Source organism: Pseudomonas nabeulensis (assembly GCF_004682045.1).
Lineage (GTDB): Bacteria > Pseudomonadota > Gammaproteobacteria > Pseudomonadales > Pseudomonadaceae > Aquipseudomonas > Aquipseudomonas nabeulensis.
The window spans coordinates 139,398-164,026 of the sequence record NZ_QUZT01000002.1 but is presented as its reverse complement, the minus strand read 5'-3'; the positions used below and the strand labels follow the sequence as shown (position 1 = coordinate 164,026).

Below are 24,629 nucleotides of genomic sequence, written 5' to 3'. Positions count from 1 at the left end.
GGGGGCAAGTCGAATCGTCGCACCGCCCCTCCCACATTTGATCTGCGTTGACTCAAAAAAAATGCCCCGGCTCGAAAGAGGCGGGGCATTTTTTATGTGACGTTGAAACTCAGCGGTTGCGGGTCAGCAGTGCTGGCTTCTCACCACGAGGACGGCCTGGCAGTTGATCCAACTGCTCGGGTGTCGGGAAGCGATCCGCTTTCGACTCCTTGTGGATGATCTTCGGTGCCGGGCCGCCACGCGGGTTCTGCACGGCTGGCTCGGACGAACGTTGCTGGTCGTCACGGGCCGGGCGGCGGTTGCGCGAGTCTTCGCGACGGGCCTGGCCATCACGTGGCGCGCCATTACGCGGGCCGTTGCGCTTGGCTGGCGCAGTTCCGGTGGTGCCGCCGCTGCTGTTGCGCGGGCCGTTCTGGCGACCGCCTTGAGGTTGGCCGTTACGTGGAGCGCCCGCGCCCTGTGCCGGGGCACCTGGGCGGCGGCCACGGCCTTGGGCCGGCTTGGCCTGAGGCACGTAGTCGACGCGGTTACCGAAGTTATCGATATCGTCGTCGAGGAACTCGTCCGGTGCACGGTCAGCCGCAGCGCGTGGCGGCTGGCTCGGCTGGCGCTGTTCGCGGGCCGGGGTGCCTTCACGGGGCTTCTGCTCACGGGCTGGGCGTTCGCCACGGCCGTTGCTGGCGGATTTTTCCTTGCCCTTGTCTTTGCCTTTGTCGCGGCGACCACCGCCACCACCGCCGCCGTTCGGGCCATCGCCCTTCGGACCGCGTGGGTTGCGCGGGTTACGCACGTCCGGACGTTCGCGCGCTTCTGGCTTCTCGGCCTCCACGGCGCTGGCATCGAAGCCCATCAGGTCGCCGTCGGCGATTTTCTGCTTGGTCATGCGCTCGATGCTTTTCAGCAGTTTTTCTTCGTCCGGTGCAACCAGGGAGATGGCTTCACCCGAACGACCGGCACGGCCGGTACGGCCGATACGGTGCACATAGTCTTCATCGACGTTTGGCAGCTCGAAGTTGACCACGTGTGGCAGTTGGTCGATATCCAGGCCGCGAGCGGCGATATCGGTGGCCACCAGGATACGCACGGTGCCGGCCTTGAAGTCGGCCAGGGCCTTGGTGCGCGCGTTCTGGCTCTTGTTGCCGTGGATGGCAACGGCGGTGAGGCCGTGCTTGTCCAGGTACTCGGCCAGGCGGTTGGCGCCGTGCTTGGTGCGGGTGAACACCAGCACCTGTTCCCACGCACCGTGGGTGATCAGGTGGGCCAGCAGCGCACGCTTGTGGCTGGCTGCCAGGCGGAACACGCGTTGCTCGATACGCTCGACCGTGGTGTTCGGCGGCGTGACTTCGATGCGCTCTGGGTTGTGCAGCAGCTTGCCGGCCAGATTGGTGATGTCTTGGGAGAACGTTGCCGAGAACAGCAGGTTCTGACGTTTGGCCGGCAGGCGCGCGAGGACTTTTTTCACGTCATGGACAAAGCCCATGTCGAGCATGCGGTCGGCTTCGTCCAGCACGAGGATTTCCACGTGGGACAGGTCGACGCTGCCTTGGCCGCACAGGTCGAGCAAGCGACCCGGGCAAGCGACCAGTACGTCCACACCACGGGACATGGCCTGAACCTGTGGGTTCATGCCGACGCCGCCGAAGATGCAGGCACTGACGAACTTCAAGTCGCGGGCATACAGCTTGAAGCTGTCGTGCACCTGGGCGGCGAGTTCGCGGGTGGGGGTCAGGACCAGTACGCGCGGTTGGCGCGGGCCATGACGCTGGGATTTGTCCGGATGACCGTTAGGGAACAACCGCTCCAGGATCGGGAGGGCGAAACCACCGGTTTTACCAGTACCTGTCTGCGCCGCAACCATCAGGTCGCGACCTTGCAACACGGCGGGAATGGCCCGCTGTTGCACCGGAGTAGGCTCGGTATACCCCGCTGCCTCGATGGCGCGGACTAAAGCCTCGGAGAGACCGAGGGAAGCAAAGGACATGAGTAATCCTGTTTTAGTTAGGGCTTGGCCCAAAGGGATAATCTTGCCGGGCGTGAATGACGCTTAGGGGAGCGTTATCCCGTCCGGTCCTGCTGCGTCTGGCGGGCACTCCACCGGCTCGCGCGGGCTGAAAGCTGCGCAGTAGCGGGGTTGGGTGCCTTTTTCAAGACCTCAGCGGCCGGGCGTAAGCCTGGCGGAAAGGCCGGAGTATAACAGAGCAATCACGGCGCGCCGCTTTCCTGCTGCTCAACGGTGTGTCCGGAGGCGTTGCTGACTTGGAATCCGCCGTATTTGGCGCTCAAGGCGACGTAGGCCGGTTCTTGTTTGAAGCGCTTGAGTTCAGCGGCAAAGCGCTGCACCAGCAGGTCCATGCCCGCGCCACGGCGCACCGCAAGAAATTGCTGCTGGCGGCTCACCACCACCGGCGCCTGGCTGACCTTGCCCTCCAGGCCCATCGCCTTGATCACATGCTGGCCCACTCGGCGGTCGGTGATCACCATATCGATGCGCCCCAGCAGCAATTTGCCGAAGTTGGCTTCATGGCTGGGGGCCGGTTCGCGGTTGAACACGGTGGAGTCGCTGAACGGTGCACCATACAAATAGCCCGGCGAGGTGCCGATGGTGAGGCCGCGCAGGTCGTCGAGGGTCTGGGCTGGATGGGGGCGGTCGTTGGCGTAGAACACCACGAACTCCACTTCCGAGAGCGGTTCGCTGGGGTAAAGCAGCAGGGCATCGCGGTCGTGGCTATGGAAAATATCCAGCGCGCCGTCGGCGTGGCCTTGTTCAAGCATGGCCAGGCAGCGCTTCCACGGCAGGAACTGCCACTGCACCTCGACACCCAGGCGCTGGAACACGGTCACCGTGGTTTCGTAGTCCAGCCCGCGCATGGTGCCGTTGTCATCGTAGACATAGGGCGCCCAGGGCTCGGTGACAATGCGCAATTTCTCGCCATAAGCGGCCAGGCTCAGGCAAGTAAAGAGGGCGGCAGTCAACAGCTTCAAAAGGATGGGCATGCCCTGAGGTTACGATGCTCTTTGTTTAAATAGAAGCTCTGGGGCGCGCATTGGCAGGCAAGAGGGGGGCAAATGAAAAGGCCCCCGCATGAGCGAGGGCCTGGGTGCCGCTTGAACTCGCCTCAGCGTGGCAGCTTGAGGTTGTTCCAGATGGCGAGGCTCGGCTCAGCCTGGTTCAGGGTGTAGAAGTGCAACCCTGGCGCGCCGCCTTGCAGCAAGCGTTCGCACATTTCGCTGATGACCTGCTCGCCGAACGCCTGGATGCTCTTGACGTCGTCGCCGTAGGCTTCCAGTTGCTTGCGAATCCAGCGTGGGATTTCTGCGCCGCATGCGTCGGAGAAACGTGCCAACTTGCTGTAGTTGGTGATCGGCATGATGCCCGGCACGATCGGGATGTTGACACCCATGGCCCGCACGCGCTCGACGAAGTAGAAGTAGCTGTCGGCGTTGAAGAAGTACTGGGTGATCGCGCTGTCGGCGCCAGCGTTGGCCTTGCGCACGAAGTTGTGCAGGTCGTCTTCGAAGTTGCGCGCCTGGGGGTGCATCTCCGGGTACGCGGCCACTTCGATATGGAAGTGATCGCCGCTTTCTTCGCGGATGAAGCTCACCAGGTCGTTGGCGTAGCGCAGCTCACCGCTGGCCATGCCCATGCCGGACGGCAGGTCGCCACGCAGGGCGACGATGCGTTTGATGCCGGCTTGCTGGTATTGGGTCAGCAGGCCACGCAGGTCGGCCTTGCTGTCGCCCACACACGACAGGTGCGGGGCGGCGGGAACTTTGACTTGGCTTTCCAGCTGCAACACGGTGTTGATCGTGCGGTCACGGGTCGAGCCGCCGGCGCCGTAGGTGCAGGAGAAGAAGTCGGGGTTGTAGCTGGCCAACTGGGTGGCCGTGGCCATCAGTTTTTCATGCCCAGCATCGGTCTTGGTCGGGAAGAACTCGAAGCTGTAGCGACGGTCTTGGGACATGGTAATACCCTTTGAAACTCGAAACTGGAAGGCTTGTGTGGGAGGGGGCTTGCCCCCGATTGCGGTGTGTCAGTAGATGAATTTGTTGGCTGACACTCTGCCATCGGGGGCAAGCCCCCTCCCACATTTAAAGCCCGCTCCCCTTTAGATAGAGAGCGGGCACAGGCTTATCAGTAGCGGTAAGCGTGCGGCTTGAACGGGCCTTCAACCGTCACGCCGATGTAGTCGGCCTGGGTCTTGGTCAGTTGAGTCACTACGCCGCCGAAGCCGCGGACCATTTCCAGGGCCACTTCTTCGTCGAGTTTCTTCGGCAGTACTTCTACGGTCAGGCGCTCGGCTTTCTGGGCAGGCGACAGGTCGGCGTACTTCTGGTCGAACAGGAAGATCTGTGCCAGGACCTGGTTGGCGAACGAGCCGTCCATGATGCGGCTTGGGTGACCAGTGGCGTTGCCCAGGTTAACCAGACGGCCTTCGGCCAGCAGGATCAGGTAGTCGTCGTTCTGTGGGTCGAAATCACCAGCACCGGTACGGTGAACCTTGTGTACCTGTGGCTTCACTTCTTCCCATGCCCAGTTCTTGCGCATGAAAGCGGTGTCGATCTCGTTGTCGAAGTGGCCGATGTTGCAGACAACAGCGCGCTTCTTCAGGGCCTTGAGCATGTTCGCGTCGCAAACATTCACGTTACCGGTGGTGGTCACGATCAGGTCGATCTTGCCCAGCAGGGCCTTGTCGATGCTCGCTTCGGTGCCGTCGTTCTGACCGTCGATGAACGGCGAAACCACTTCGAAACCGTCCATGCAGGCTTGCATGGCGCAGATCGGGTCAACTTCGGAGACTTTAACGATCATGCCTTCCTGACGCAGGGACTGGGACGAACCCTTGCCCACGTCGCCGTAGCCGATCACCAGGGCTTGCTTGCCCGACAGCAGGTGGTCGGTGCCGCGCTTGATGGCATCGTTCAGGCTGTGACGGCAGCCGTACTTGTTGTCGTTCTTGCTCTTGGTCACCGAGTCGTTGACGTTGATGGCCGGGATTTTCAGCTCGCCCTTGGCCAGCATGTCCAGCAGGCGGTGGACGCCGGTGGTGGTTTCTTCGGTCACGCCGTGGACGCGGTCCAGGATGGCCGGGTATTTCTTGTGCAGCAGCTCGGTCAGGTCGCCGCCGTCGTCGAGGATCATGTTGGCATCCCAAGGCGCGCCATCCTTGAGGATGGTTTGCTCCAGGCACCACTCGTACTCTTCTTCGGTCTCGCCTTTCCAGGCAAATACCGGGATACCGGCGGCGGCGATAGCGGCAGCGGCCTGGTCTTGAGTCGAGAAGATGTTGCAGGACGACCAACGCACTTCGGCACCCAGGGCAACCAGGGTTTCGATCAGCACGGCAGTCTGGATGGTCATGTGGATGCAGCCGAGGATCTTGGCGCCTTTGAGCGGCTGCTCAGCGGCGTACTTGCGGCGCAGACCCATCAGGGCTGGCATTTCGGATTCGGCGATAAAGGTTTCGCGACGGCCCCAGGCGGCGAGGGACATGTCGGCGACTTTGTAGTCGTTGAAATCTGCAGGCGTGTTGACAGCGCTCATGAAGAGCCTCCATTCGTAGTGTGCGAATGGGCGCCGTTGTGCGTTTAGTATCAGGCCAGGGCAACCAGGCCGGACAACGCCCCATCCGAGCCTGACAGGTTGAACCTGCTGCAGCGCCCCTCGGACAGGTGGCGGGAAAACGGTAACAATTGGATATGACCGTTTTGAAACGGCGCCGATTATAGCCGTGTGCGCCGCACTTCCCAAGCCTTTCTGTCGGGTGCATGAAGATCCCTCATGGGCTTGATAGGCAATGGCTCGTAGAGCTTGGGCGCGGCCTCTGCCATGATGTTGCCCATCATTCGGCAAGACGCTTTGGAGTGACCATGAACTTCCACACCCGCAAATGGGTAAAACCTGAAGACCTCAACCCCAACGGCACCCTGTTCGGCGGCAGCCTGTTGCGCTGGATCGACGAAGAAGCGGCGATCTACGCGATTGTCCAGCTGGGCAACCAGCGTGTCGTCACCAAGTACATCTCCGAGATCAACTTCGTCAGCGCCTCGCGCCAGGGCGACATCATCGAACTGGGCATCACCGCCACCGAGTTCGGCCGTACCTCGATCACCCTGACCTGTGAAGTGCGCAACAAGATCACCCGCAAAAGCATCCTCACCGTGGAAAAGATGGTCTTCGTCAACCTGGGTGACGACGGTCTGCCTGCGCCCCATGGCCGTACCGAAATCAAGTACGTCAAAGACCAGTTCCAGGACGACAGCCTCTCCGAGTAATGCACAGCGGTCTGATTTGCTTTGCCAAATCATTCCGTATGGATCTTTCCCAGGCTCTCTCGTCACTCAGGACTACTTCCTGAAGAGAGAGCTGTTGTATGAAAGTGTCCATGTCTCCTGTCCCAATCCGGCCCCTTGCAGCGCCAACCATTGACCTTGAGGTTAAGACTGCGCTGGTCAAGGAGGTGGGGCCTCGAAAGCTGAGCCTTCATCGCCATGGTGATGGGCGAGTGACCGTGACTGCGTCGCCGCCACCACCCGGCCACTTGGTGCTCAGCGGTGGTGGCGCCAAGGGCGTTGCTTTTCCGGGAGTGGTGCAGGCGCTGGAGGACGGCAGGAAACTGCAAGGTGTGAAGGTTATCTCCGGCTCATCCGCCGGGGCGATTTCCGCCACATTGCTTGCCAGTGGCATGGGGGGCAAGGCGTTTGGTGAGCTGTCCAACACGATGGATCTGCCGGGCTTGCTCAACAGCAAAGACCCGGTGACGGCTTGGCTGCAAACAGCAAGCACCAAGCTTGGTCAATTGGCCGGGCGCCTTCCAGGCCCCGCTGGGAATATTTCTCAATTGTTGTTGACCCTGCTGCCACGCTTGCAGACCGAAGCATCCCCCCTGGAAGAGATGATGCGCAACGAATCGCGCAAATCGATCCTGGCCCACATTGCCGACACGCCCAGGGCCAGTCGTCCCGCCGACGTCATGAAAATTGCTGACAGACTAAGTGCCGGAGGGGCGCCGACGTTTCGTGACCTTGAGGTCTTGAGCCGGCATATCCCGGCGATCAAGCAGCTCAACATCACTGGCACGGGCATGTTCGACGGGCGCCCGCAGTTGGTGGTGTTCAATGCCAGCTTGACTCCAGACCTGGATATCGCCCGTGCCGCCCATATCTCGGGTTCGTTGCCGGGGCTGTTCAAGAGCCCGGAAGAACAAGGTCATGGGTTCCAGGCGTCGGCCGAAGTCACGGCGTTCCAGGACGGTGGGTTGCTCGTTAATACGCCGGCGCCTGGTGTAATTGAGCGGTCGTTTGCGCAGAGCCCGCTGAGCCGGCCTGAGTCGCTGGTCGTCAAGTTCGAGTCGGAAAAGGAAAGCCCGAACAAAAGTGGCAACTTTTTCAGTGCCATTGTCGACACCGTCACCGGTACACCGCATTCGGCGGCCGGGGCTTATCAAGAAGAACGACTCAAGGCGTATGCCGACCAGACGGTGACCTTGCCGCTGAACACGGAAAAAGGCGATTTCCGTGGGCTGCTCAATGGCACTGTCAATTTCACCATGAGCCTCGAACAGAAACTGCATCTGCAGGCGCGGGCCCGCCAAACGGTGGCGACGCACTTGGAGGCGCGTAGTGACGCGCGTGAACGTTTTTCGTTTGACTCTGTGGATGCAGCGGTGCTGGCAATGGACGATGAAATGCTCGCCAGTGCGCAGGATGAATTGCGCAAGGACTCGGCCGCAGCAGATGTAATGATGTTTCGCAAGAGCGCGCAACAAGCACTGCTGGCCCTGGACAGTGCGATTGCCGAAGCCAATCAATCCAGCGACGCGCTGGCAATCACGCCGAAGCTGGCTGCTGCGCTGCGAAATCTGGATGCACTCGCTCGTCGGCCGGAACACATTGAGTGGCTGGGGCAGCGCCTCAGCGCGGTAGGGCAACGCAACTTCCAGCAACTGCTGCAGGTGGCGGCCAGGCAGGATAAGGCTGCACCTCTGTCCAAGGTCATGGCCAGCGGCGTCGCTCAAATGAAAAGACGTGACATTGCGGTGAAAGCCGAGAACTTCACGCGGGAGGTGATATATCCATCGCTTTATCGGCCGGGCCAACCGGCGTCCAACGTTGAGTTGTTGCAACGCGTAGCCCGTGATCTGGCCGAGGCCAGCACGCCAGGCGAGTTCAATGCCGCGCTTGACGCCATCGTTCAACACTACACGGCGCGCAATAAGCCGTGGCGCACAGCGTTCAAGTCCACCACCGTTGAGATGGCGAAGGCCTGGCGCATACCGATTTCGTCATCTGGCCATTGAACAGCCATTGTCGCGGCGTGTCGTAGCTACAGGCGCCCCTTGGACTTAGCTGATCATGACCACTCAAGACGACGGCAAGACCCCCAACCTGTCGCAAGAAGAGCAACAGGACGTCGACAAGAACCAGCCGCCCCGCGCGGCGGTGCTGCATGAAATCATCCGCACCCAGGGTGATCAGGAACTTGAACGCAATGTGGCGGCGCTGTGGTGGTCGGCACTGGCTGCTGGCCTGACCATGGGCCTGTCGTTGATGGGCATGGGCCTGCTCAACTCGCGCCTGCCGGACGGTGAGGGCTTCAAGGTGATCGCCAGCTTCGGTTACTGCGCGGGCTTCCTCGCGGTCATCCTGGCGCGCCAGCAATTGTTCACCGAAAACACCCTGACCGCCGTGCTGCCGGTGATGAGCAAGCCCACGCTGGCGAATGCCGGGCGGCTGTTGCGGTTGTGGACGGTGGTGCTGGTAGGCAACTTGTGCGGCACCTTGCTGGTGGCCTACGTAATGTTGCACTTGCCGATCTTCGATACCAAGACTGACCTGGCCTTCCTGGAAATCGGGCGCAAGGTCATGGAGAACGATCCCGGCCAGATGTTCGCCAAGGGCATCGTCTCCGGCTGGATGATCGCCACCATGGTGTGGATGATCCCGTCCATGGAAAGCGCCAAGATGTTCATCATCATCTTGATCACCTACCTGATGGCCTTGGGCGACTTCACCCACATCGTGGTGGGGTCGGCGGAGGTGTCGTACCTGGTGTTTGCCGGCGAGTTGCCGTGGAAGGATTTCTGGCAGGTGTTCGCCGGGCCGACGTTGGCGGGCAATATCATTGGCGGCAGCTTTATCTTCGCCTTGATCAGCCATGCCCAGGTGCGCAGTGAAAGCAGCTTGCCGGGCAAGGCGACTGCGGACCCGAGGCATCCGCAGCAGATCAACAAGGGTCAGTGATGTTCAGATGCGGCCTGGGGCTCGCCCTGGGTCACGCGCTTGACCAGTTTGCCGATGCTCAACCCCTGCAACAGGATCGACGACAACACCACGATATAGGTGATGCTGAGCAGCAGGTCACGTTCAGGGCCCAGCGGCAAGGCCAGCGCCAAGGCTACCGAGACCCCACCGCGCAGCCCGCCCCAGGTCAGGATGCGGATGGTGCCGCGTGGCACCGTGCGCCAGCGGCGTAGCAACAGGATTGCCGGGGCTACGGTCAGCAGGCGCGAGAGCAGGATCGCGACGGCCAACAAACTGGCAGCGAACACGTGCAGCCAGTTGAACGGCAGCAGCAGCAGCTCCATGCCGATCAGTGCAAACAGCAAGGCGTTGAGCATGTCATCGAGCAATTCCCAGAAGCCATCCAGGTAGCGACGGGTCATCTCGTTCATCGCCAGCTTGCGGCCCAGGTTGCCGATGATCAGGCCCGCGACCACCATCGCGATCGGTGCGGAGACGTGCAGTTCCGTCGCCATCGCCGAACCGCCGATGACCAGGGCGAGGGTGAGCATCACTTCAATCTGGTGTTGCTCGATGCTCTTGATCATCAGGTACACCAGGTAGCCGATCAGGCCGCCGAACACCACGCCGCCAATCGCCTCATGGGCGAACAGCATGGCCGTGGCGCCGACGGTCGGTGTCTCGCCCAACTGTGCGATGCCCAGCAATACGGTAAACACCACCACCGCCGTGCCGTCGTTGAACAGCGACTCGCCGACGATGGTGGTTTTCAGGGGTTTGGACGCATTGGCGGTACGCAGTACGCCGAGCACCGCAATCGGGTCGGTGGGCGAGATCAGCGCACCGAACAGCAGGCAGTACAGGAAGCTCACGTGCCAGCCGAACAGGGCAAAGATGTAGTAAGCCAGGCTGCCGATCACTACGGTGGCGATCAATACGCCGAAGGTCGCCAGCAGGCCAATGGGCCAGCGGTAGCTGCGCAGGTCGTTCAGGTTGACGTGCAGGGCGCCTGCGAACAGCAGGAACGAGAGCATCCAGTTCATCAGCAGGTCGCCGAAATCGATCTGGCCGATCAGTTGTTGGATGCGTTCTTCCAAGCCTGGATAGCCGAGAAAACTCAGGCCTTGCAGGATCAGGGAAAACATCAGGGCCGTGACCATCACGCCGATGGTGGGTGGCAGGCCGATAAAGCGGAAGTTCACATACGTGAGCAGGGTGGTCAGGCAAATAAAGGCGGCGACAAGTTCAAGCATCCGGGGTCCTTGGAAGTTGGGTGGCGGGGCGTTAATGGGTGGATGGACCGCTGTTGCGGCGTGATGTTGCAGTGTGGCGCGAAAAACACCCATAGAACCATTCAGGATGTGACCGTTCATAGTGATGGGTGCGGCTTGGTGGTTTTAGTGCTAAAACTCTAATTTCTGTTTTAAAACAAAAAAGGAATCGGTGATGACGGTAGCGTTCTGGTGTGTGTTGATCGCAATTTTCCTGCCTTACCTGTGCACGGGCCTGGCCAAGTTCAGCCAAGGCAAGTTCGGGCCTCGGCAAAACCACGACCCGCGTGCCTTCCTGGAGACCCTCGAGGGGTTCGCCCGGCGTGCGCACAATGCCCAGCTCAACAGTTTTGAAGTCACCCCGGCATTTGCGGCGGCGGTGATTATCGCGCACCTGGCCGGTACGGCTGAATTGGTGACGATCAATGTGCTGGCGGTGCTGTTTATCACCAGTCGCCTGTTGTACATCATTTGCTACGTGGCGGACTGGGCGATCCTGCGTTCGCTGGTGTGGTTTGTGGGGATGGCGTTGATTGCGAGTTTCTTTTTTGTCTCGATCTAAAGGCTGAAATGGATCCTTTGTGGGAGGGGGCTTGCCCCCGATAGCGGCGCATCAGCCAGTACACCTGCAACTGGCACACCGCAATCGGGGGCAAGCCCCCTCCCACATTTGCCCCTCTGTGTCTGTCAGGTACCGGCAGGCGCATCAGGCACGTGAGGCAACGCCGCCCCCTTGGGCCACAGCATCCAGATCTGCCCCTGCTGCTTCATATTCCCCGCCAATTCACCCGCCGCATCACCGGTGCCCCAGAACAGGTCGGCACGCACTTCGCCGGTGATAGCACCGCCCGTGTCTTGTGCGGCGACAGGTCGTGCGATGGGCGAGCCGTCCGGTTTGGTCGTGGACAGCCACAACAGACTGCCCAGCGGAATCACCTTGCGATCCACCGCCACGCTGTAACCTGCGGTCAATGGCACATTCAGCGAACCACGTGGCCCTTCATTGCTGTCGGGGCGGGCGCTGAAGAACACGTAGCTGGGGTTGCTCGCCAGCAGTTCCGGGATGCGTTGCGGGTTGGCCTTGGCCCAGGCGCTGATGGCGCCCATGGTCACGTCTTCTTTCTTCAACTGACCTTGCTCCACCAACCAGCGGCCGATAGGGCGATAGGGGTAACCGTTCTGGTCGCCATAACCCACGCGCAGTTGGCGCCCGCCGGCCAGTTGAATGCGGCCCGAGCCCTGGATCTGCAGGAATTGCAGGTCCATCGGGTCTGTGAGCCAGGCAATCGGCTTGGCCGTGGAGCCTTGGCCGTTGATGGCGCTGGCGTTGTCATAAGGCTTCACCACGCGACCTTCCAGGCGACCGCGCAGGCGCTTGCCCTTGAGTTCGGGGTAGATTGCTTCCAGGTTGACGATGATCAGGTCATCCGGCACGCCATACACCGGCACGTTGGCTTTGGCGGTTTTGGTCAGGCTGCCGGGGTAGACCGGCTCGTAGTAACCGGTGATCAACCCGTTCGGCGTGTTGTCTGCCGAGCGCAAACCGAACACATCCAGGCGCTCCTTGAGAAAACCGCGCACTGCCACGGCATTGCTCGGCACCGCAGCGGCTGCCGCGCAGGTCGCGCCCCAGATCGGGTCGGCCTTGAGGCGCTGGCAGGCGCTGCGCCAAGACTCGAAACCCGCCAGCAAATCACTGTCGGACACGGCGGGCAGTGCTTCCCACGGGGCACTCACATAGGTGGCGACCGCGTGGGGTTTTGAGGTTTCATCTTTGGCAGGCTCTTTACCTGCATCGCAGCCGGCGAGCAGGGCGATCATCGGCAGAGCCCACGCCAATCGGCGGCTCCAGCGTTTTGAAATGGCATTCATACAAACACTTCCTGAAGCGATTGCCCGCGCCGCAGCGCCGTTGGGCAACCCTTATTATTAATAGGGCTATTGGTCTTTGTGGGCGGGGCGAGGATACTGGCCGCCGTTTCCCGTGACCTCGAAGCCACCATGACTTTTAAAAGACTGACCGTTGTATTGCTGGCCTGCCTGACACTGTCCGCCTGTGGCGGCGTCGATCCGAATTCACCCCTGGGCCAGCGCAAGGCGATCTTCAAGCAGATGCTCAAGACCGGCGAAGACCTGGGCGGCATGCTGCGCGGACGCATCCCGTTCGACGGCGCCAAATTCGCCGAAGGCGCGGTCAAGCTGGATGCGTTGTCCCATGAGCCGTGGAAACATTTCCCGAGCGTACGTGAAGAAGACCACACCAGCGCCAAGGATGACGTGTGGCAGCAGCAGGCACGTTTCCAGGAGTTGGCCCGCAACCTTGAGGCGGCCACCGGTGAATTGGTGATCGCCAGTAAAGTGCAGCCTTACTCGGCCAGTTATCTGGGGCCAGCGGTGCAGAAGGTTGAAGATGCCTGCAGCGCTTGCCATAAACAGTTCCGAGACCACTGACCGGGTTTACTGGTCGAGCTCTTCCACGGCGTCCTGCAATTCTTTGCGGGACTGGGCGAGCTTGTCTTTGCGCTTGTTGATCTTCTCGGCGTCGCCCTTTTTCATCGCCTTGTCGAGGTCGGCCTGGCGGCGGCTGACTTCATGCTTGGCGTCGAGCACCTTGTTTTCGCGCTCTTTGCGCAATGACGCATCGGTGCAGTTGGCAGTAACTTCGCTCAGGGCTTTTTCCAGGCCGGCTTGTTGTTCAGCGTTGCCGTGGGCCTTGGCTTGCTCGATCTGAAGGGTGATGGCCTGGCGCTTGGCGGCGCAGCCAGTCAGTTGCGGTGCTTCTTCGGCAGCCAGCAGCGGCGTGGCCATGAAGCTTGCGACGGTCAGCAGGGCAAGAGGGGCTAGAAATTTCATGTGGGGCTCCAAGGTCGCAATCTGATAGCCGGGTCGGGTTCAAAACCCGTCAATGCCGGCCACGTGTAGTGTTTCAGCCAAGGCCTGTACTTGCGGGTCGTGAAAAAAGGCGCTCAATTGCGCCGCACGGCCCGGGCCGATGCCATCAATGGCCAGCCAGCCTTGGGTGTCTCTGGCAACCAGCGTCTGCCAGTCACCTTCCAGGTTGTTACGTGCCGCAGGCGGTACACCCAAGGCTTTGAGCCATTGTGCAAAGGGCCGCTGCCTCGCGCTGTGGAGGCTCTCTAGCACCCGTGCGCGGCTGCGATCACCGAAGCCCTCAATGTTAGCAAGCTCTGCCGGGTCCAGGGTCAACCAATCAAGAAAGCTTGCGATTAGACCGGCCTGGATCAATACGTTCCACGTCTCGCGGCCGATATGGGGCAGCGCCAGCCCTTGGTTGCCACTGAGCCAGGTAAGGCGCGCGAGCAACTGTTCTTCGCAGCCGGGGTCCAGTTGCCAACAGCTCAGGGCGTGAAAGTCATGAGGATCGGGAACGGGCAGGCCAACCCTTGAAGTGGCGCGCAGGACAACTTCGTCCAGCCGAGGAATCACCTGGCCTGCCAGGCTGATGGACACTTGATCGCCAGGGCGGATATCCAGCGCTTGCCAACGCTTCAATGAGCCGACGCTGACGCGGCTGATCTGTCGGTCATCCAGTTGCACCGGCGCCAGTTCGAGCATCGGGGTGATGCGTCCGGTGCGACCGATCTTGAAGTGCACTTTGCGCACCAGCGCCAGCGCCTGGGTGACCGGGTACTTCCAGGCAACCGCCCAGTACGGCGCACTGACCTGCCAACGCTCGGCGGGTGCGCGCGCTGCTTGATGCAACACCACGCCGTCACTGGCGAAGGGCAATGGATGGTTGTACCAAAAGGTGCGCCAATGCGCGGCATCGCCGATGTGCTGGATGGGCTGGCTGTAGCGCTGGCTATCGCTGAAGCCCAGGCGGGCTAGCGTCGCAATGCGTTCGGTAAAAGAGGCCGGACCATCAGGCCAGGCCCAGACAAACAGGCCGATACCCGCAGCATCGGTGTCACTCAGCTGTCGACGGTTCATCAAGCCGGCCACTTTGCTACGGGCATTGAGCCCACCATGGGCGGATTGCACATGGTCATCGAGGCGCCAATACAGTTCACCTTGCAGCACCAGGTCGATGGGTTCGGGCAGTTGCTGGACAATGCCGGGGATCTTGCGCGCAGAGGCTGACCAGTCTTGGCCAAGCGCACCGTCGCCACGGCTGATCACCTGGCCCAACCGGCCCTGGCGATACACCAGGGTCACGGCAACGCCGTCGACCTTGGGCTGGACCCATACATCCTGGCGCGTACCCAGCCAGGTGCCGACGGCCTGCTCATCCAGCAGTTTTTCCAGGCCGGTATGGGCGACGGGGTGAGGCAAAGAGCCTCGCGAAGTCGCCAGCGGATGGTCGGAGGTTGCGATAGGGTGGGGCAGGCATTCGCGCCAGCGGTCAAGGCGCTGTCGGGCCTGATCATAGAGTTCATCGCTGACAGGCGATTGGCCAAGTCGGTGATAACGGTCGTCCCACTGGCTGATGTGCGTGGCCAGGTGATCGACCTGGGCCTGAGGCTCATCGGGACAGTTTTCGGCAGAGACCCAAACGGGTAAAACACAGAGTAAAAAAGCCATCATTCGAAGCATTGTGAGCATCCTTGCCCGGAAAGGGTGCCCAGCCTAAAGGATCCCATTGCCCACAAAAAAGCCCCGACGGCGCGGGGCTTTTTACCGGGTGTTTCTGCTTACTTGAACAGACCGCCCAGGGCTTTCACGGCGTCGTTCTTGTCGGCCTTGGCCTCGGTGGTTTGCTGCTTGGCATCGGCTTTGGCCTGGGTTTCAGCCAATTTGTTGCAACCTTTGTTGACCTGGTCTTGCGCTGCTTTAAAAGCCTTTACGGACAGGGTGTCGTTCTTGGCTTCGGCGGCATCGATCTTGGTTTGCAGGTCCTTGGCGTGTTGCTGGCAGTCGCCGGCGTTGCCGCCGCCCAGTTGGGAGCTCAGGGCGCCACTCAGTGCACTCAGGTCGGTGCCGGAGTGAGCGGGCAGGGCAAACAGGCTGAGCAACAGGGCAGCAGGGGCGAGCGTGGAGATGCGCATGGAAAACCTCAATGTTCGATTGCTTGCGCGCTTATGAATCCCGGGCAGGCGCAATGCAATATCCAAATAAGGTGAAGGGCCCGAGAGGGCGCGGATTCTAGAGGGCCATCATTGGGCCTGCAAGGTTTGGATCCAAAAAACGTGAAGATCATCGCGCAAATGGCCGCGCACTAAAAAGCCCCGCCAGGCGAACCTGACGGGGCTTTGATGTACCGAGAGCGATTACAGGCCGGCGGCAGTGCGCAGGTCGTTGGCGCGGTCGGTTTTTTCCCAGGTGAAGGTGGTGAAGGTATCGTCGCCGACAGTCTTCTGCGCAGGGGTACGACCGAAGTGGCCGTAGGCTGCGGTTTCCTGGTACATCGGGTGCAGCAGGTCGAGCATGGTGGTGATCGCGTAAGGGCGCAGGTCGAAGATCTCACGCACCAGCTTCACGATCTTGTCATCGCTGATCTTGCCGGTGCCGAAGGTATTCAACGAGATCGACGTAGGCTGGGCCACACCGATGGCGTAGGACACCTGGATCTCGCAACGCTCAGCCAGGCCGGCCGCGACAATGTTCTTGGCCACGTAACGACCGGCGTACGCCGCCGAACGGTCAACCTTGGATGGGTCTTTACCCGAGAACGCGCCGCCGCCGTGACGGGCCATGCCGCCGTAGCTGTCGACGATGATCTTGCGACCGGTCAGGCCGCAGTCGCCTACCGGGCCACCGATGATGAACTGGCCAGTCGGGTTGATGTGGAACTGGGTGTCCTTGGTCAGCAGTTCAGCCGGCAGCACGTGCTTGACGATCAGCTCCATCACGCCTTCGCGCAGGTCGGCGTAGGACACGTCCGGGTTGTGCTGGGTCGACAGGACAACGGCGTCGATACCCACCACCTTGCCGCCTTCGTAACGGCAGGTCACCTGGGACTTGGCGTCCGGGCGCAGCCAAGGCAGTTGGCCGGATTTACGGGCCTCGGCCTGACGTTGCACCAGTTGGTGCGAGAAGGTGATCGGTGCTGGCATCAGCACGTCGGTTTCATTGCTGGCGTAGCCGAACATCAAGCCCTGGTCGCCGGCGCCCTGGTCTTCTGGCTTGGCGCGGTCGACACCCTGGTTGATGTCGGGAGACTGCTTGCCGATGATGTTCATCACGCCGCAGGTTGCGCCGTCGAAGCCGACGTCGGAGCTGGTGTAGCCGATGTCGGTGATTACGTCACGAACGATCTGCTCCAGGTCAACCCAGGCGGTGGTGGTCACTTCGCCAGCGATGATCGCTACGCCGGTTTTCACCAGAGTCTCGCAGGCCACGCGGGCGTGCTTGTCTTCAGCAATGATGGCGTCCAGCACCGCGTCAGAAATCTGGTCGGCGATTTTGTCCGGATGCCCTTCAGACACGGACTCGGAGGTGAAAAGGGAGTATTCGCTCATCTCGATGTTTTCCTGATATTTACCGATGGTGAGTGTCGCCAGCCGGTCGCTGAAAATGGCGGACCTGGATCTGGAAACCATTACGTAAGCCTACATAGAGGCTTTCCCCGGGAACGAGTCCCGCAGCGGTGGCCCAACGGGCCAGATCGTCCTGTTCAAAACCCAACCAGAGATCACCGCAGGCCTCCTTGGCCCAATTCTGGTTGTGGCTGCATAAATCTGTAACCAGCAGGCTACCGCCGGGGTGCAGCAGCCCGGCCATTTGCTTGAGGGCGTCGGCGGGGGCGGCGAAATGGTGCAAGACCATATTCAGCACCACGCAATCGGCCTTGATCGGTGTGCCATTGAGCGCGTCAGCCAACTGCAGGTTGACGTTGCCCAATGCCTCGCGCTCACACAGCTGGCGTGCCAGTTCGAGCATCGCCGGGCTGTTGTCCAGCGCCGTGACTTGCGTAAAGCGCCGCGCCAGCTCCGGCAGGAAACCGCCATCCCCAGGGCCGACTTCCAACGCCGTGGCTTCATGACTGAAGCTCAGTTTGTCGAGCAACGCCAGTACGCTGTCGCGGTATTGGGCCAGGCCGGCGATCAGGTCTTGCTGGGCGCGAAACTTCTCGGCGACCCGTGCGAAAAAGTCCTGACTGGCTGCGGCGCGTTGCCCATGAACCTGGCCAATACGCGCCTGCACGTCGGTCGGCAGGCTCAGGCCGTCCACTTCTTCAAGCAGGGCAGCATGCAGCTTGCCGCCGAGCAGGTCGGTGTGGGGCAGGGCGCGGCGGTAGAAAATCGCATTGCCTTCGCGGCGGGTGGCCACCAGGTCGGCCTGGGCCAATACCTTTAAATGGTGGCTCATGCCGGACTGGCCGATGGCGAAGATCTGCGCCAGTTCCAGTACGCCGAAGGAATCGTTGGCCAATGCCCGTAATACGTTCAACCGCAACGGATCGCCAGCGGCCTTGCACAAGGCTGCCAGTTCATCGCCGTCGTCGGGACGCAGGGAGGGCATGGGTAGATTCATAAGGCCAGCAGTCTAGAGACGGGGGGATATCCCTGCAAGGCCAATATCAAAAAGTTTTGATATTGATCGATAAGTGGCGGTTATAAGCAGCCGCTATAACCTTTAGACGAACGAGTGGCCGGTTTCTGCAAGGCAATGGCGCCCAATGCACAGGAAAAACACCCTCAAGTGACTATCTGTCATTGCCCGCAGGCGGTGGCTGAGGGAAAATGCCGGTCCTTTTTTCCGTTTCTTTTCAGCAAACCCCAGGAGATCAGCGATGCCCAGCCGTCGTGAGCGTGCCAACGCCATTCGTGCCCTCAGCATGGATGCCGTGCAAAAAGCCAACAGCGGCCATCCCGGTGCCCCAATGGGCATGGCGGATATCGCCGAAGTACTTTGGCGTGACTACCTGAAACACAACCCGAGCAACCCATCGTTCGCCGACCGTGACCGCTTCGTGCTGTCCAACGGCCACGGCTCGATGCTGATCTACTCGCTGCTGCACCTGACCGGCTACGACGTCACCATCGACGACCTGAAAAACTTCCGTCAGTTGCACAGCCGCACCCCGGGCCACCCGGAATTCGGCTACACCCCAGGCGTCGAGACCACCACCGGTCCCCTGGGCCAAGGCCTGGCCAACGCCGTGGGTTTTGCCCTGGCAGAAAAAGTCCTGGGCGCGCAGTTCAACCGCGCCGGCCACAACATCGTCGACCACCACACCTACGTGTTCCTGGGTGATGGCTGCATGATGGAAGGCATTTCCCACGAAGTCGCTTCCCTGGCCGGCACCCTGGGCCTGGGCAAGCTGATCGCCTTCTACGATGACAACGGCATCTCCATCGACGGCGAAGTCGAAGGCTGGTTCACCGACGACACCCCGAAGCGTTTCGAAGCCTACAACTGGCAGGTGATCCGCAACGTCGACGGCCACGATCCGGAAGAGATCAAGACCGCCATCGACACCGCTCGCAAGAGCGCGCAGCCAACCCTGATCTGCTGCAAGACCACCATCGGTTTCGGCTCGCCGAACAAGCAAGGCAAAGAAGACTGCCACGGCGCCCCACTGGGTGACGCGGAAATCGCCCTGACCCGTGAAGCGTTGAAGTGGAACTACGGTCCGTTCGAAATCCCGGCTGATATCGCTGCCGAGTGGGATGCCAAGGAAAAAGGCCTGGCCACCGAAGCCGAGTGGGACCAGCGCTTTGCTGCCTACTCCGCCGAATTCCCGGAGCTGGCCAACGAGCTGGTCCGTCGTCTGGCCGGTGACCTGCCTGCCGACTTCTCGGAAAAAGCCTCGGCCTACATCGCCGAAGTCGCGGCCAAGGGCGAGACCATCGCCAGCCGTAAAGCCAGCCAGAACACCCTGAACGCCTTTGGCCCGCTGCTGCCTGAGATCCTCGGCGGTTCGGCTGACCTGGCCGGTTCCAACCTGACCCTGTGGAAAGGCTGCAAAGGCGTGACGGCTGAGGACGCCAGCGGCAACTACATGTACTACGGCGTACGTGAGTTCGGCATGAGCGCCATCATGAACGGTGTGTCCCTGCACGGTGGCCTGGTGCCTTACGGCGCGACTTTCCTGATGTTCATGGAATACGCACGCAATGCTGTGCGCATGGCCGCGCTGATGAAGAAGCAGGTCATCCACGTCTACACCCACGACTCTATCGGTCTGGGTGAAGACGGCCCGACGCACCAGCCGGTCGAGCAACTGACCAGCCTGCGTACCACACCGAACCTGGACACCTGGCGCCCAGCCGACGCGGTGGAATCCGCCGTGGCCTGGAAGCACGCCATCGAGCGCAAGGACGGCCCTTCGGCGCTGATCTTCTCGCGTCAGAACCTGCAACACCAAGTGCGTACCGATGCGCAGATCGCCGACATCAGCCGTGGCGGTTATGTGTTGAAGGACTGCGCTGGCGAGCCGGAGCTGATCCTGATCTCCACCGGTTCCGAAGTGGGCCTGACCGTTCAGGCGTACGACAAACTGACCGAGCAAGGCCGCAAGGTGCGTGTGGTGTCGATGCCCTGCACCAGCGTGTTCGAAGCCCAGGACGCCAGCTACAAGCAATCGGTCCTGCCGTTGCAGGTCAGCGCGCGTATCGCCATCGAAGCGGCTCACGCCGACTACTGGTACAAGTACGTGGGCCTGGAAGGCCGCGTGATCGGCATGACCACCTACGGTGAGTCGGCGCCGGCAGCTGCGTTGTTCGAAGAGTTCGGTTTCACCCTGGACAACATCCTGGGTCAGGCTGAAGAGCTGCTGGAAGACTAAGTCAGTCTGCGTTGTCTGCACTGGCGCTATCGCGGGCAAGCCCGCTCCCACATTGGATCGCGGTCTAAATGTGGGAGCGGGCTTGCCCGCGATGGCGTCAGAACATTCAGCACCGCACTAACCTTGATCGAGAACCCCATGCCTCAACCGCGTCCCTACAAAGTTGCACTCAACGGCTACGGCCGCATTGGTCGTTGCGTCTTGCGTGCTCTGTTCGAGCGAGGGGCGGCGGCCGGGTTTGAAATTGTCGCGATCAACGATCTGGCTGACATGGCCAGCATCGAATACCTGACACGCTTTGACTCCACCCATGGCCGTTTCCCCGGCGAAGTGCGGGTCGAGGACGATTGTCTGCATATCAATGGCAACTGCGTGAAGGTCTTGCGCAGTGCCACCCCCGAAGGCATCGACTGGAAAGCACTGGGCGTCGACCTGGTGCTGGAGTGTTCCGGTGTCTATCACACCCGTGCCGATGGCCAGCGTTTCCTTGACGCCGGCGCGCCGCGTGTGCTGTTTTCCCAGCCGATGGCCAGCGAGGCGGATGTCGACGCCACCATCGTCTATGGCATCAACCAGGATTGCCTGACCGGTGATGAGCTGCTGGTGTCCAACGCCTCCTGCACCACCAACTGCAGCGTGCCGTTGTTGCGCCTGCTGGATCAGGCAATTGGCGTGGACTACGTGTCGATCACCACGATTCACTCGGCGATGAACGACCAACCAGTGATCGACGCCTATCATCACGAAGACCTGCGCCGTACGCGTTCGGCGTTTCAGTCAGTGATTCCGGTGTCCACAGGCCTGGCGCGCGGCATCGAGCGACTGTTGCCGGAACTTGCCGGGCGAATCCAGGCCAAAGCCGTACGGGTGCCGACGGTGAACGTGTCCTGTCTGGACATCACCATGCAAACCGTCAGCGACACCGATGCGACGGAGGTCAACCGGATCCTGCGCGACGCCGCCACCAGCGGCCCGCTCAAAGGCCTGCTGGCCTACACCGAGTTGCCCCACGCCAGTTGTGACTTCAATCATGACCCGCATTCGGCGATTGTCGATGCCAGCCAGACCCGCGTTTCCGGCCCGAGGCTGGTGAACATCCTGGCCTGGTTCGACAACGAATGGGGCTTTGCCAACCGCATGCTGGATGTTGCGGGACACTACCTGCACATCGCTACTCAACAACCTCAACAGTAATTCAGGAACTGCGACCCATGACCGTGTTGAAGATGACCGACCTCGATCTGCAAGGTAAGCGCGTACTGATTCGCGAAGACCTCAACGTCCCAGTCAAGGACGGTGTTGTCACCAGCGATGCGCGAATCCTGGCCTCGCTGCCGACCATCAAGCTGGCCCTGGAAAAAGGCGCGGCCGTGATGGTCTGCTCCCACTTGGGTCGTCCGACCGAAGGTGAGTTCTCCGCCGAAAACAGCCTCAAGCCTGTAGCCGAGTACCTCAGCAAAGCCCTGGGACGCGACGTGCCGCTGGTGGCTGACTACCTGGGTGGCGTTGACGTTAAAGCCGGCGACGTCGTGCTGTTCGAAAACGTGCGCTTTAACAAGGGCGAGAAAAAGAACAGCGACGAACTGGCCCAGCAATACGCTGCACTGTGCGACGTGTTCGTGATGGACGCCTTCGGCACCGCGCACCGCGCCGAAGGTTCGACCCACGGCGTGGCCAAGTTCGCCAAGGTCGCGGCGGCTGGCCCGCTGCTGGCTGCTGAACTGGATGCGCTGGGCAAGGCCCTGGGCGCGCCGGCGCAACCAATGGCGGCCATCGTGGCCGGTTCCAAAGTCTCCACCAAGCTGGACGTGCTCAACAGCCTTAGCCAGATCTGCAACCAACTGATTGTCGGCGGCGGCATCGCCAACACCTTCCTGGCCGCAGCCGGTCACCCGGTGGGCAAATCGCTGTACGAGCCGGACCTGCTGGACACCGCCCGTGCCATCGCCGCCAAGGTCAGCGTGCCGTTGCCGGTAGACGTGGTGGTCGCCAAGGAATTCGCCGAAAGCGCCGAAGCCACCGTCAAGCTGATCGCTGACGTTGCCGCCGACGACATGATCCTGGACATTGGCCCGCAAACTGCAGCCAACTTCGCCGAACTGCTGAAAGCGTCCCAGACCATTCTGTGGAACGGCCCGGTGGGCGTGTTCGAGTTCGATCAGTTCGGCAACGGCACCAAAGTGCTGGCCAAGGCGATTGCCGAAAGCTCAGCGTTCTCCATTGCCGGCGGTGGCGACACCCTGGCGGCCATCGACAAATATGGCGTTGCCGATCAGATCTCCTACATTTCTACCGGTGGCGGCGCGTTCCTCGAATTCGTCGAAGGCAAAGTACTGCCGGCCGTTGAAGTGCTGGAAACCCGAGCCAAAGGCTAAGGCGCGTGATCCGGAAAAGGAGTGTTCCCATGATCAAGTCGTTGGCACTGCTGATCGCAGCGGGCCTGTTGGCCGGCTGCGGCAGCACGCCAGGCGCGGCGCCGGAGGCAGGAAAGCCTTCGGCCACGCAGCCGAAAAAAAGCTGCTACCAGGCTGACTGGCAAGCCGAGACCATGCCGGTGATCAACAAGCGTATCGGCAACGAACGGCTGGAGAAATACGACGCCGCGCCCAACGGTCAGGAACAGGGCTGCCCTTGACGGGTCAGAACACACGAGGATTGGCAATGAAAGGCGTTATCGCCCTGGCATCACTGGCCTTGTTGGCCGGTTGCAGCAGCATGAACATGTTCAGTAGCAAGGCTGAGCCTGCGGACAAGTGGACCACCTGGACCTGCGACAGCAAGGCCGAGGTCAACTGGCGCTTTGCCAACCCAGCTAAATCCGAGGTGGATGTACGCCTCGGCGGTTCCGACCAGGTGTACCGCCTTAAACAGGACGTCGCCGCCTCGGGCGTGCTGTACGCCAACGACCAATTGGCGTTTCACACAAAAGGTGAGGAAGGCCTGGTTTACTGGGTTGCCACTGACGACTTGATCGGCCGTGGCTGCAAAGCCCAGTAAGAACCCGATCTCAAGACAAATGAGATCCAAATGTGGGAGGGGGCTTGCCCCCGATAGCGGTCTGTCAGGCACCTGTGTACTGGCTGAACCACTGTCATCGGGGGCAAGCCCCCTCCCACATTCGATTCGGTTCCAGGTTGGAATTTGGATCAGTACCGCAGCAATAACGATTCAGCAAGCCAGGCATACAAACCCTGACCTGCAATAACTTGAATAGCAGCCGCCGCTACGGCAGGCTTGCACGATTAACGACCCTCGACCGGGAGAGACAACACAATGGCACTTATCAGCATGCGTCAAATGCTGGACCACGCAGCCGAGTTCGGCTACGGCGTCCCAGCCTTTAACGTCAACAACCTTGAGCAGATGCGCGCCATCATGGAAGCCGCTGACAAGACCGACTCCCCCGTGATCGTCCAGGCTTCGGCCGGTGCCCGCAAATATGCTGGCGCGCCGTTCCTGCGTCACCTGATCCTCGCGGCCATCGAAGAGTTCCCGCACATCCCGGTGTGCATGCACCAGGACCACGGCACCAGCCCGGACGTGTGCCAGCGCTCCATCCAACTGGGCTTCAGCTCGGTGATGATGGACGGCTCCCTCGGCGAAGACGGCAAGACCCCGACCGACTACGAGTACAACGTACGCGTGACCCAACAAACCGTGGCCATGGCTCACGCCTGTGGTGTTTCGGTTGAAGGCGAGCTGGGCTGCCTGGGTTCCCTGGAAACCGGCATGGCCGGCGAAGAAGACGGCATCGGCGCTGAAGGCGTACTGGATCACAGCCAAATGCTGACCGACCCGGAAGAAGCCGCCGACTTCGTGAAAAAGACCCAAGTTGACGCCCTGGCTATCGCCATCGGTACCAGCCACGGCGCCTACAAATTCACCAAGCCGCCTACCGGCGACGTGCTGGCCATCGACCGCATCAAGGAAATCCACAAACGCATCCCCAACACCCACCTGGTGATGCACGGTTCTTCCTCGGTCCCGCAAGAATGGCTGGCGATCATCAACCAGTACGGCGGCGACATCAAAGAAACCTACGGCGTGCCGGTTGAAGAAATCGTCGAAGGCATCAAGTACGGCGTGCGCAAGGTCAACATCGACACCGACCTGCGCCTGGCGTCCACCGGTGCCATGCGTCGCCTGATGGCCACCAACCCGAGCGAGTTCGACCCACGTAAGTTCTTCGGCGCGACTGTGACTGCGATGCGTGATGTGTGTATCGCGCGTTATGAAGCGTTTGGTACTGCGGGTAATGCTTCGAAGATCAAGCCGATCTCGTTGGAAGCGATGTATCAGCGTTACCTGAAAGGTGAGTTGAACGCTAAGGTCAACTAAGGCCTCAAGCGTTTAAAAGAAGCCCGCAGTGATGCGGGCTTTTTTGTGGGTGATTTAGCGGACGTAAGGCGCTTGAAATGTCCGCCATA

22 protein-coding genes and 1 riboswitch are annotated in these 24,629 nt (G+C 61.0%); of the genes, 11 read left to right on the top strand and 11 right to left on the bottom strand.

Going from position 1 to position 24,629, the window contains the following annotated elements:
• Positions 1 to 109: 109 nt before the first annotated feature.
• The 4 genes from DYL61_RS02210 to ahcY form a co-directional block, all read right to left on the bottom strand.
• Positions 110 to 1,981, bottom strand: coding sequence for an RNA helicase RhlE2 (locus DYL61_RS02210; protein ID WP_135307029.1), 1,872 nt, complete (start codon positions 1,979 to 1,981; stop codon positions 110 to 112).
• Between the two features lie 221 nt (positions 1,982 to 2,202).
• Positions 2,203 to 2,994, bottom strand: coding sequence for a substrate-binding periplasmic protein (locus DYL61_RS02205; RefSeq protein WP_135307028.1), 792 nt, complete (start codon positions 2,992 to 2,994; stop codon positions 2,203 to 2,205).
• 122 nt (positions 2,995 to 3,116) lie between these two features.
• Positions 3,117 to 3,962: a methylenetetrahydrofolate reductase [NAD(P)H] gene (gene metF, locus DYL61_RS02200; RefSeq protein WP_105697745.1), complete on the bottom strand. Its 846-nt coding sequence runs from the start codon at positions 3,960 to 3,962 to the stop codon at positions 3,117 to 3,119.
• Between the two features lie 170 nt (positions 3,963 to 4,132).
• Complete coding sequence (gene ahcY / locus DYL61_RS02190; RefSeq protein WP_135307026.1) at positions 4,133 to 5,542, bottom strand: adenosylhomocysteinase; 1,410 nt, start codon at positions 5,540 to 5,542, stop codon at positions 4,133 to 4,135.
• Positions 5,543 to 5,563: 21 nt separating this feature from the next.
• A riboswitch (S-adenosyl-L-homocysteine riboswitch) is annotated at positions 5,564 to 5,670 on the bottom strand.
• Positions 5,671 to 5,868: 198 nt separating this feature from the next.
• On the opposite strand from ahcY, the gene DYL61_RS02185 reads away from it, so the two are divergent.
• The 3 genes from DYL61_RS02185 to DYL61_RS02175 all read left to right on the top strand — a co-directional run bounded on the left by DYL61_RS02185 (position 5,869) and on the right by DYL61_RS02175 (position 9,240).
• Complete coding sequence (locus DYL61_RS02185; RefSeq protein WP_135307025.1) at positions 5,869 to 6,273, top strand: acyl-CoA thioesterase; 405 nt, start codon at positions 5,869 to 5,871, stop codon at positions 6,271 to 6,273.
• Positions 6,274 to 6,371: 98 nt separating this feature from the next.
• Positions 6,372 to 8,297, top strand: coding sequence for a patatin-like phospholipase family protein (locus DYL61_RS02180; RefSeq protein WP_135307024.1), 1,926 nt, complete (start codon positions 6,372 to 6,374; stop codon positions 8,295 to 8,297).
• Between the two features lie 55 nt (positions 8,298 to 8,352).
• Positions 8,353 to 9,240, top strand: coding sequence for a formate/nitrite transporter family protein (locus tag DYL61_RS02175; protein WP_135307023.1), 888 nt, complete (start codon positions 8,353 to 8,355; stop codon positions 9,238 to 9,240).
• Here the strand turns inward: DYL61_RS02175 and DYL61_RS02170 are convergent.
• Positions 9,234 to 10,493: a cation:proton antiporter gene (locus DYL61_RS02170; protein WP_135307022.1), complete on the bottom strand. Its 1,260-nt coding sequence runs from the start codon at positions 10,491 to 10,493 to the stop codon at positions 9,234 to 9,236. The genes DYL61_RS02175 and DYL61_RS02170 overlap by 7 nt on opposite strands.
• A 193-nt stretch (positions 10,494 to 10,686) precedes the next feature.
• Between DYL61_RS02170 and DYL61_RS02165 the strand changes: the two genes are divergently transcribed.
• Positions 10,687 to 11,073 carry an MAPEG family protein gene (locus tag DYL61_RS02165; protein ID WP_135307021.1) on the top strand — a complete coding sequence of 129 codons (387 nt, stop codon included), beginning with the start codon at positions 10,687 to 10,689 and terminating at the stop codon, positions 11,071 to 11,073.
• 125 nt (positions 11,074 to 11,198) lie between these two features.
• On the opposite strand, the gene mltA is transcribed toward DYL61_RS02165, so the two are convergent.
• Positions 11,199 to 12,383 (bottom strand): murein transglycosylase A, encoded by a 1,185-nt coding sequence (mltA, locus tag DYL61_RS02160; protein ID WP_135307020.1) that lies wholly within the window; start codon positions 12,381 to 12,383, stop codon positions 11,199 to 11,201.
• A gap of 129 nt (positions 12,384 to 12,512) precedes the next feature.
• On the opposite strand from mltA, the gene DYL61_RS02155 reads away from it, so the two are divergent.
• Positions 12,513 to 12,962: a c-type cytochrome gene (locus DYL61_RS02155; RefSeq protein ID WP_135307019.1), complete on the top strand. Its 450-nt coding sequence runs from the start codon at positions 12,513 to 12,515 to the stop codon at positions 12,960 to 12,962.
• A 6-nt stretch (positions 12,963 to 12,968) separates the two neighbouring features.
• Here DYL61_RS02155 and DYL61_RS02150 read toward each other — a convergent pair whose 3' ends face one another.
• From DYL61_RS02150 to DYL61_RS02130, 5 genes are all read right to left on the bottom strand, one after another.
• Positions 12,969 to 13,364: a DUF1090 domain-containing protein gene (locus tag DYL61_RS02150; protein ID WP_135307018.1), complete on the bottom strand. Its 396-nt coding sequence runs from the start codon at positions 13,362 to 13,364 to the stop codon at positions 12,969 to 12,971.
• A gap of 39 nt (positions 13,365 to 13,403) precedes the next feature.
• A complete protein-coding gene (ligB, locus tag DYL61_RS02145; RefSeq protein ID WP_135307017.1) occupies positions 13,404 to 15,065 on the bottom strand; it encodes an NAD-dependent DNA ligase LigB in 1,662 nt (553 codons plus the stop codon).
• Between the two features lie 98 nt (positions 15,066 to 15,163).
• Positions 15,164 to 15,517 carry a hypothetical protein gene (locus tag DYL61_RS02140; protein ID WP_135307016.1) on the bottom strand — a complete coding sequence of 118 codons (354 nt, stop codon included), beginning with the start codon at positions 15,515 to 15,517 and terminating at the stop codon, positions 15,164 to 15,166.
• Positions 15,518 to 15,739: 222 nt separating this feature from the next.
• Positions 15,740 to 16,930: a methionine adenosyltransferase gene (metK, locus tag DYL61_RS02135; protein WP_105697756.1), complete on the bottom strand. Its 1,191-nt coding sequence runs from the start codon at positions 16,928 to 16,930 to the stop codon at positions 15,740 to 15,742.
• A 19-nt stretch (positions 16,931 to 16,949) separates the two neighbouring features.
• On the bottom strand, positions 16,950 to 17,945 hold the full coding sequence (locus tag DYL61_RS02130) for an ArsR/SmtB family transcription factor (RefSeq protein ID WP_135307015.1): 996 nt from the start codon (positions 17,943 to 17,945) through the stop codon (positions 16,950 to 16,952).
• A 259-nt stretch (positions 17,946 to 18,204) separates the two neighbouring features.
• Here DYL61_RS02130 and tkt point away from each other — a divergent pair, with 259 nt between their 5' ends.
• From tkt to fba, 6 genes are all read left to right on the top strand, one after another.
• Positions 18,205 to 20,202, top strand: coding sequence for a transketolase (tkt, locus tag DYL61_RS02125; RefSeq protein WP_135307014.1), 1,998 nt, complete (start codon positions 18,205 to 18,207; stop codon positions 20,200 to 20,202).
• Between the two features lie 138 nt (positions 20,203 to 20,340).
• Positions 20,341 to 21,396: an erythrose-4-phosphate dehydrogenase gene (gene epd / locus DYL61_RS02120; RefSeq protein WP_105697759.1), complete on the top strand. Its 1,056-nt coding sequence runs from the start codon at positions 20,341 to 20,343 to the stop codon at positions 21,394 to 21,396.
• A 17-nt stretch (positions 21,397 to 21,413) separates the two neighbouring features.
• On the top strand, positions 21,414 to 22,577 hold the full coding sequence (locus tag DYL61_RS02115; protein ID WP_135307013.1) for a phosphoglycerate kinase: 1,164 nt from the start codon (positions 21,414 to 21,416) through the stop codon (positions 22,575 to 22,577).
• Positions 22,578 to 22,606: 29 nt separating this feature from the next.
• On the top strand, positions 22,607 to 22,837 hold the full coding sequence (locus tag DYL61_RS02110; protein ID WP_135307012.1) for a hypothetical protein: 231 nt from the start codon (positions 22,607 to 22,609) through the stop codon (positions 22,835 to 22,837).
• A 26-nt stretch (positions 22,838 to 22,863) separates the two neighbouring features.
• Positions 22,864 to 23,199 (top strand): MliC family protein, encoded by a 336-nt coding sequence (locus DYL61_RS02105; protein ID WP_135307011.1) that lies wholly within the window; start codon positions 22,864 to 22,866, stop codon positions 23,197 to 23,199.
• A gap of 276 nt (positions 23,200 to 23,475) precedes the next feature.
• Positions 23,476 to 24,540, top strand: a complete 1,065-nt coding sequence (fba, locus tag DYL61_RS02100; protein WP_003177554.1) for a class II fructose-bisphosphate aldolase — start codon at positions 23,476 to 23,478, stop codon at positions 24,538 to 24,540.
• The last annotated feature ends 89 nt before the right edge of the window (positions 24,541 to 24,629 follow it).

Excerpts from the sequence above, each read along its gene's own strand:
- DYL61_RS02140 (WP_135307016.1), bottom strand. The coding sequence starts at position 15,517 with ATGCGCATCTCCACGCTCGCCCCTGCTGCCCTGTTGCTCAGCCTGTTT.
- ligB (WP_135307017.1), bottom strand. The coding sequence starts at position 15,065 with ATGCTTCGAATGATGGCTTTTTTACTCTGTGTTTTACCCGTTTGGGTC.
- epd (WP_105697759.1), top strand. The coding sequence starts at position 20,341 with ATGCCTCAACCGCGTCCCTACAAAGTTGCACTCAACGGCTACGGCCGC.
- DYL61_RS02150 (WP_135307018.1), bottom strand. The coding sequence starts at position 13,364 with ATGAAATTTCTAGCCCCTCTTGCCCTGCTGACCGTCGCAAGCTTCATG.
- DYL61_RS02205 (WP_135307028.1), bottom strand. The coding sequence starts at position 2,994 with ATGCCCATCCTTTTGAAGCTGTTGACTGCCGCCCTCTTTACTTGCCTG.
- tkt (WP_135307014.1), top strand. The coding sequence starts at position 18,205 with ATGCCCAGCCGTCGTGAGCGTGCCAACGCCATTCGTGCCCTCAGCATG.
- DYL61_RS02170 (WP_135307022.1), bottom strand. The coding sequence starts at position 10,493 with ATGCTTGAACTTGTCGCCGCCTTTATTTGCCTGACCACCCTGCTCACG.
- DYL61_RS02110 (WP_135307012.1), top strand. The coding sequence starts at position 22,607 with ATGATCAAGTCGTTGGCACTGCTGATCGCAGCGGGCCTGTTGGCCGGC.
- DYL61_RS02105 (WP_135307011.1), top strand. The coding sequence starts at position 22,864 with ATGAAAGGCGTTATCGCCCTGGCATCACTGGCCTTGTTGGCCGGTTGC.
- DYL61_RS02165 (WP_135307021.1), top strand. The coding sequence starts at position 10,687 with ATGACGGTAGCGTTCTGGTGTGTGTTGATCGCAATTTTCCTGCCTTAC.
- fba (WP_003177554.1), top strand. The coding sequence starts at position 23,476 with ATGGCACTTATCAGCATGCGTCAAATGCTGGACCACGCAGCCGAGTTC.
- DYL61_RS02155 (WP_135307019.1), top strand. The coding sequence starts at position 12,513 with ATGACTTTTAAAAGACTGACCGTTGTATTGCTGGCCTGCCTGACACTG.
- mltA (WP_135307020.1), bottom strand. The coding sequence starts at position 12,383 with ATGAATGCCATTTCAAAACGCTGGAGCCGCCGATTGGCGTGGGCTCTG.
- DYL61_RS02175 (WP_135307023.1), top strand. The coding sequence starts at position 8,353 with ATGACCACTCAAGACGACGGCAAGACCCCCAACCTGTCGCAAGAAGAG.
- DYL61_RS02180 (WP_135307024.1), top strand. The coding sequence starts at position 6,372 with ATGAAAGTGTCCATGTCTCCTGTCCCAATCCGGCCCCTTGCAGCGCCA.
- metF (WP_105697745.1), bottom strand. The coding sequence starts at position 3,962 with ATGTCCCAAGACCGTCGCTACAGCTTCGAGTTCTTCCCGACCAAGACC.
- DYL61_RS02210 (WP_135307029.1), bottom strand. The coding sequence starts at position 1,981 with ATGTCCTTTGCTTCCCTCGGTCTCTCCGAGGCTTTAGTCCGCGCCATC.
- metK (WP_105697756.1), bottom strand. The coding sequence starts at position 16,930 with ATGAGCGAATACTCCCTTTTCACCTCCGAGTCCGTGTCTGAAGGGCAT.
- DYL61_RS02185 (WP_135307025.1), top strand. The coding sequence starts at position 5,869 with ATGAACTTCCACACCCGCAAATGGGTAAAACCTGAAGACCTCAACCCC.
- DYL61_RS02115 (WP_135307013.1), top strand. The coding sequence starts at position 21,414 with ATGACCGTGTTGAAGATGACCGACCTCGATCTGCAAGGTAAGCGCGTA.
- DYL61_RS02130 (WP_135307015.1), bottom strand. The coding sequence starts at position 17,945 with ATGAATCTACCCATGCCCTCCCTGCGTCCCGACGACGGCGATGAACTG.
- ahcY (WP_135307026.1), bottom strand. The coding sequence starts at position 5,542 with ATGAGCGCTGTCAACACGCCTGCAGATTTCAACGACTACAAAGTCGCC.